Source organism: Streptomyces sp. ID05-39B (assembly GCF_033794725.1).
Lineage (GTDB): Bacteria > Actinomycetota > Actinomycetes > Streptomycetales > Streptomycetaceae > Streptomyces > Streptomyces bobili.
Genome location: NZ_JARGEF010000394.1, coordinates 1 through 4,594, shown reverse-complemented (window position 1 = coordinate 4,594; position 4,594 = coordinate 1). Strand labels below are relative to the sequence as shown.

The window sequence follows — 4,594 nt, the reverse complement described above, 5'->3', positions numbered from 1 at the left end:
CCCGGCGGGCTCCGCGACCGTCGCACCGACCGCCCTTCCGCCGCCGGTTCCCTCGCCCTCACCGTCCGGCATCCCGGCTCCTCCCCCGCGGCTCCCCGTGCGGCTGCCGCTCGCCGGCCCGTGCCCACCCGCGTCCCCCCGGTACGCATCCCCAGGTCGTGTCCGTGTCTGCGGCCCCGCTCATGCGCTCACCTCCCGGCACGCCCGGTAGAAGTCCGTCCAGCCGGCCCGCTCGCGGACCACCGCCTCCAGGTACTCCTGCCACACCACCCGGTCGGTGGCGGGGTCGCGGACGACGGCGCCGAGGAGACCGGCGGCGACATCGGCCGGCCTGAGCACGCCGTCGCCGAAGTGGGTGGCCAGGGCGAGGCCGTTGGTCACCACGGAGATCGCCTCCGCGGGCGACAGGGTGCCGCTGGGCGACTTCACCTTCGTCCGGCCGTCGGAGGTGATCCCGGCGCGCAGCTCCCGGAAGACGGTCACCACACGGCGGATCTCGTCGATGCCGTCGGGTGCGGCCGGCAGGTCGAGGGAGCGGCCGAGCTGCTCGACGCGCCGCGCGACGATGTCGACCTCGGCCTCGACGCTCTCCGGCAGCGGCAGCACCACCGAGTTGAAGCGGCGGCGCAGGGCGCTGGACAGCTCGTTGACCCCCCGGTCGCGGTCGTTGGCCGTGGCGATCAGGCTGAAGCCGCGGACCGCCTGCACCTCCTGCCCCAGCTCCGGTATCGGCAGCGTCTTCTCCGACAGGATGGTGATGAGGCTGTCCTGCACGTCGGCCGGGATACGGGTCAGTTCCTCCACCCGTGCCGTCATGCCCTCCGCCATGGCCCGCATGACGGGGCTGGGCACCAGTGCGGCCCGGCTGGGGCCGTGCGCGAGCAACTGGGCGTAGTTCCAGCCGTAGCGGATCGCCTCCTCCGGGGTGCCCGCCGTGCCCTGGACCAGGAGGGTCGAGTCACCGCTGACGGCTGCGGCCAGATGCTCGGAGACCCAGGTCTTGGCGGTGCCGGGCACACCGAGCAGGAGGAGGGCGCGGTCGGTGGCGAGCGTGGTGACGGCGACCTCGACGATGCGGCGCGGGCCCACGTACTTCGGGGTGATCGCGGTGCCGTCCGGCAGGGTGCCACCGAGGAGGTAGGTGGCGACGGCCCACGGCGAGAGCTTCCAGCGGGCGGGGCGCGGGCGGTCGTCGTGCGCGGCCAGCGCGGCGAGTTCCTGGGCGAAGGCGTCCTCGGCGTGCGGCCTCAACACCTCCTGGGGCGCAGGGGCGTTCGCGGGCGCGGAGTGGTCGTGGCGTGGTTCGGCGGATGTCGGTTCAACGGTGACTGACATGGCTGAGGCCCCCTCCAGCTCGGCCGGTTCGGATCTGGTGTCCACCTTGCACGACCCCACTGACAACGCGATCTGACCTGCGTAGACACCTCCACGGGGGCGATGGCGGGACCGATTGTCAGTGGGGGGATCTACCTTCGATGTCATGACACAGCAGGGGGTGCGCTGGACGACGGACCAGGTGCTGGCGCTGGCGCCTGACGCCACGTCACGCAAAGCGGGGAGCAAACTCGGCTCGGCCGGACCCTGGTCCGGGACGGGAAGTTCGGAGGAGGGGGCGGTGTGGGGGCTGTGCCGGGGCGGTGCGGGCGTGCCGTACCGGACGGTCGTCGATGTCGCGGACGCGTCCGGGACCGCGTACACGTGCAGTTGTCCGAGCCGGAAGGCCCCGTGCAAGCACGCGCTCGGTCTGCTGTTGCTGTGGTCGGGCGGGGAAGGGTCGGTGCCGGCGGAGGCGCAGGCGCCGGACTGGGCTGAGCGGTGGCTCGCGGCGCGACGGGGGCGCGCACAGCAGGAACGGGGTGCGGGGGCGGCGGGTTCTGGAGCGGGCTCCGCCGATCCGGAGGCGGCCCGGCGCAGAGCCGAGCGCCGCGCCGAGCGCATCACCGCGGGGGCCACGGAGTTGGAGCAGCGGCTCGCCGACCTCCTGCGCTCCGGCCTGGCCACGGCCGGGCGGACGGGGTACGGACTGTGGGAGGAGACGGCGGCCCGCATGGTCGATGCCCAGGCGCCCGGACTCGCCGCACGGGTCCGCGAGCTGGGGGCGCTCGCCGGTTCCGGTCCCGGCTGGCCGGTGCGGCTGCTGGAGGAGTGCGCGCTGCTCCACCTCCTCGACCAGGGCTGGCTGCACCGCGAGCAGCTGCCGGCGGCGCTGGCGGCGACGGTCCGCACCCGTGTCGGCCTCACCCGGCCGCCGGACGGACCGCCGCTGCGCGACGACTGGCTGGTCCTCGCCCAGTACGACGTCAGCGATCCGAAACTGACGACCCGCCGCGTCTGGCTGCACGGCGTCGCCTCGGACCGCACCGCGCTGGTCCTCTCCTACGGTCCGGCCGGCCGCGCCCCCGATCTGAACCTGCCGGTCGGTCTGGCCCTGGACGCGGAGGTGTCGGCGTATCCCGGTGCCGGGCAGCGGCGGGCCGCTCTGGGCGAGCAGTTCGGCCCGCCCGTGCCTACGGCGGTCCGGCCGGCCGGTGTGACCACGGCGGAGGCTGCCGCCCGCTACGGCTCGGCCCTGCGCGACGATCCCTGGCTGGAGTCTGTGCCGGTGACCCTGGACGGCGTCGTCCCCACGCCGGACGGGGCCTCCTGGCAGCTGGCGGACGCCGACGGAGCCACGGCGCTGCCGCTCACGCCTTCGGCGACGGCCCGGCCCGGGTTGTGGCGTCTGGTCGCCCTCTCGGGGGGCGGGCCCGTCACCGTCTTCGGCGAGTGCGGCCACCGCGGCTTCACTCCCCTCACGGCCTGGCCGCAGGCCCCCGGAGAGGCGGTCCCCCTCTGCTGATCCCGCCGCCCGGATCCCCCGTCCATGTCGTCATGTCGTCCGCCCGTTCACCCGACTCGGTAGGTCAAGAAGGGACTCCGCATGACCAGCACCGGTACCCCCTCGGCGTCCTGGGAGGACCTTGTCGCCGTGGCCCTGCTCGGGACGGACCGGCGTACGCCGTCGGGCGTGGCGCCCGGCCGGTCCGCGCCCTCGGCGCTGCTGGACGCGGCGGCGGCGGAGACCGTACGGCGTCGGGCCGGGCTACGGCCGGGGCGTGCGGCGCCGCGGCCCGAGCCGGCCCCAGAGGATCCGCGCCCGGCACTGCCCGCCGCGGCGGCCCGCAGACTGGCCCGGCTGCTGGCCGACCGCCCCGGCTCCGGCGGAGGCGGCCGCAGGGGTACGGCACCGGATCTCATGGAGTTGCTGCCCCAGTGGCTGGCGGCCGCGAACGCCCGTGGGTTCGCCCCGCCCGCCGCGGCCCTGCCCGCCCTGCTGGACTCGGCCCGCGGCCGGACCGATCTGCGCCCGGCGGCGCTGGAGTTCGCGGGCCCGCGCGCGCTGTGGCTGGCGCGGCTCAATCCGGACTGGCGGTTCGCCCTGCGCTCGACACCGGGAGGCGGGACGTCCCTGCCGGGTCCCAAGGAGACCGGCCGCATCGGGAAGCTGTGGCAGGAGGGTCTGTTCGCCGAGCGGGTCGCTCTCCTGGCCGGGATCCGGTCCCGCGACCCGGACGCCGCCCGCGCGCTGCTGGAGTCGACATGGCCGACGGAGCGCGCCGAGGACCGCCTGATGTTCCTCGACTCGCTGCGCACCGGCCTCGGCCCCCGGGACGAGCCGTTCCTGGAGCAGTCCCTGGCCGATCGCAGCCGCAACGTCCGTTCCACGGCGGCGGAGTTGCTGTCGGCGCTGCCGGGTTCGGCGCTGGCCGCGCGGATGGCGGTGCGGGCCGCCGCCTGCGTGGCTGTCGACCACATGCGGGACACGCCGACGATCGTCGTGGAGGCGCCGCACGAGTGCGACGCGGGCATGGAGCGCGACGGCGTGGTGTCCAAGGCGCCGCCCGGCCGGGGCGAACGGTCCTGGTGGCTGGGCCAGCTGGTGGATTCGGCCCCGCTCGGGACCTGGCCGGGGCGGCTGGGCGGCCGTACGCCGGCGGAGATCCTCGCGCTGCCGGTGGCCGACGACTGGGCGGGCGAGCTGCACGCGGCCTGGTGCCGGGCGGCCGTACGGCAGCGGGACGCCGGCTGGTCGCGGGCGCTGCTCGGTGTGCCCTCGGCGCCGGAGGCGGGCGGACCGGGCGCGGTCTCCCTCGCCGAGCGGGCCAAGCTGCTCGGCACCCTTCCGGCGGGCGAACGGGCGGACTGGGTGGCCGGTTTCATCGCGACGCACGGCCTGTCGGAGGCGTTCCAGCTGCTCGGGGTGTGCGCGGTGCCGTGGGCCGCGCCGCTCGGCCGGGCGGTTCTCGACGCGCTCAACATCGCGCGGGACGCTGGGAGTTACCCGTGGAGCTTCAGCGGGGTGATGGGCCTGGCGGAGCGCTGTCTCGACCCTGCGGAGGCGGCCCGGCTGGACGGCCTGCTGGCGGTCCCGGAGGAGCCGGAGGACGCGTCGCCCGGCGCGGGCGGCTACTGGGCGGAGGCCTTCCAGCGGCTGGGCACGACGCTGCGGTTGCGGGCGGTGATGTGCGAGGAGCTGGGGGCGGTGGCGGCGGGGGGAAAGGCCGCCGCCTGACCTCCGGTCCGTCCGGGGCTGCCGGGGTTCCGGGGCCGTACC

General features: G+C 75.8%; 3 protein-coding genes. 2 read left to right on the top strand and 1 reads right to left on the bottom strand.

The window, feature by feature from the left end; translation table 11 throughout:
- Positions 1-180: 180 nt before the first annotated feature.
- On the bottom strand, positions 181-1,335 hold the full coding sequence (locus P1P75_RS39830) for an AAA family ATPase (protein ID WP_319264560.1): 1,155 nt from the start codon (positions 1,333-1,335) through the stop codon (positions 181-183).
- A 145-nt stretch (positions 1,336-1,480) separates the two neighbouring features.
- On the opposite strand from P1P75_RS39830, the gene P1P75_RS39825 reads away from it, so the two are divergent.
- Both P1P75_RS39825 and P1P75_RS39820 read left to right on the top strand, forming a co-directional pair.
- On the top strand, positions 1,481-2,839 hold the full coding sequence (locus P1P75_RS39825; protein WP_319264558.1) for an SWIM zinc finger family protein: 1,359 nt from the start codon (positions 1,481-1,483) through the stop codon (positions 2,837-2,839).
- An 81-nt stretch (positions 2,840-2,920) separates the two neighbouring features.
- Complete coding sequence (locus P1P75_RS39820) at positions 2,921-4,552, top strand: DUF5691 domain-containing protein (RefSeq protein WP_319264556.1); 1,632 nt, start codon at positions 2,921-2,923, stop codon at positions 4,550-4,552.
- The last annotated feature ends 42 nt before the right edge of the window (positions 4,553-4,594 follow it).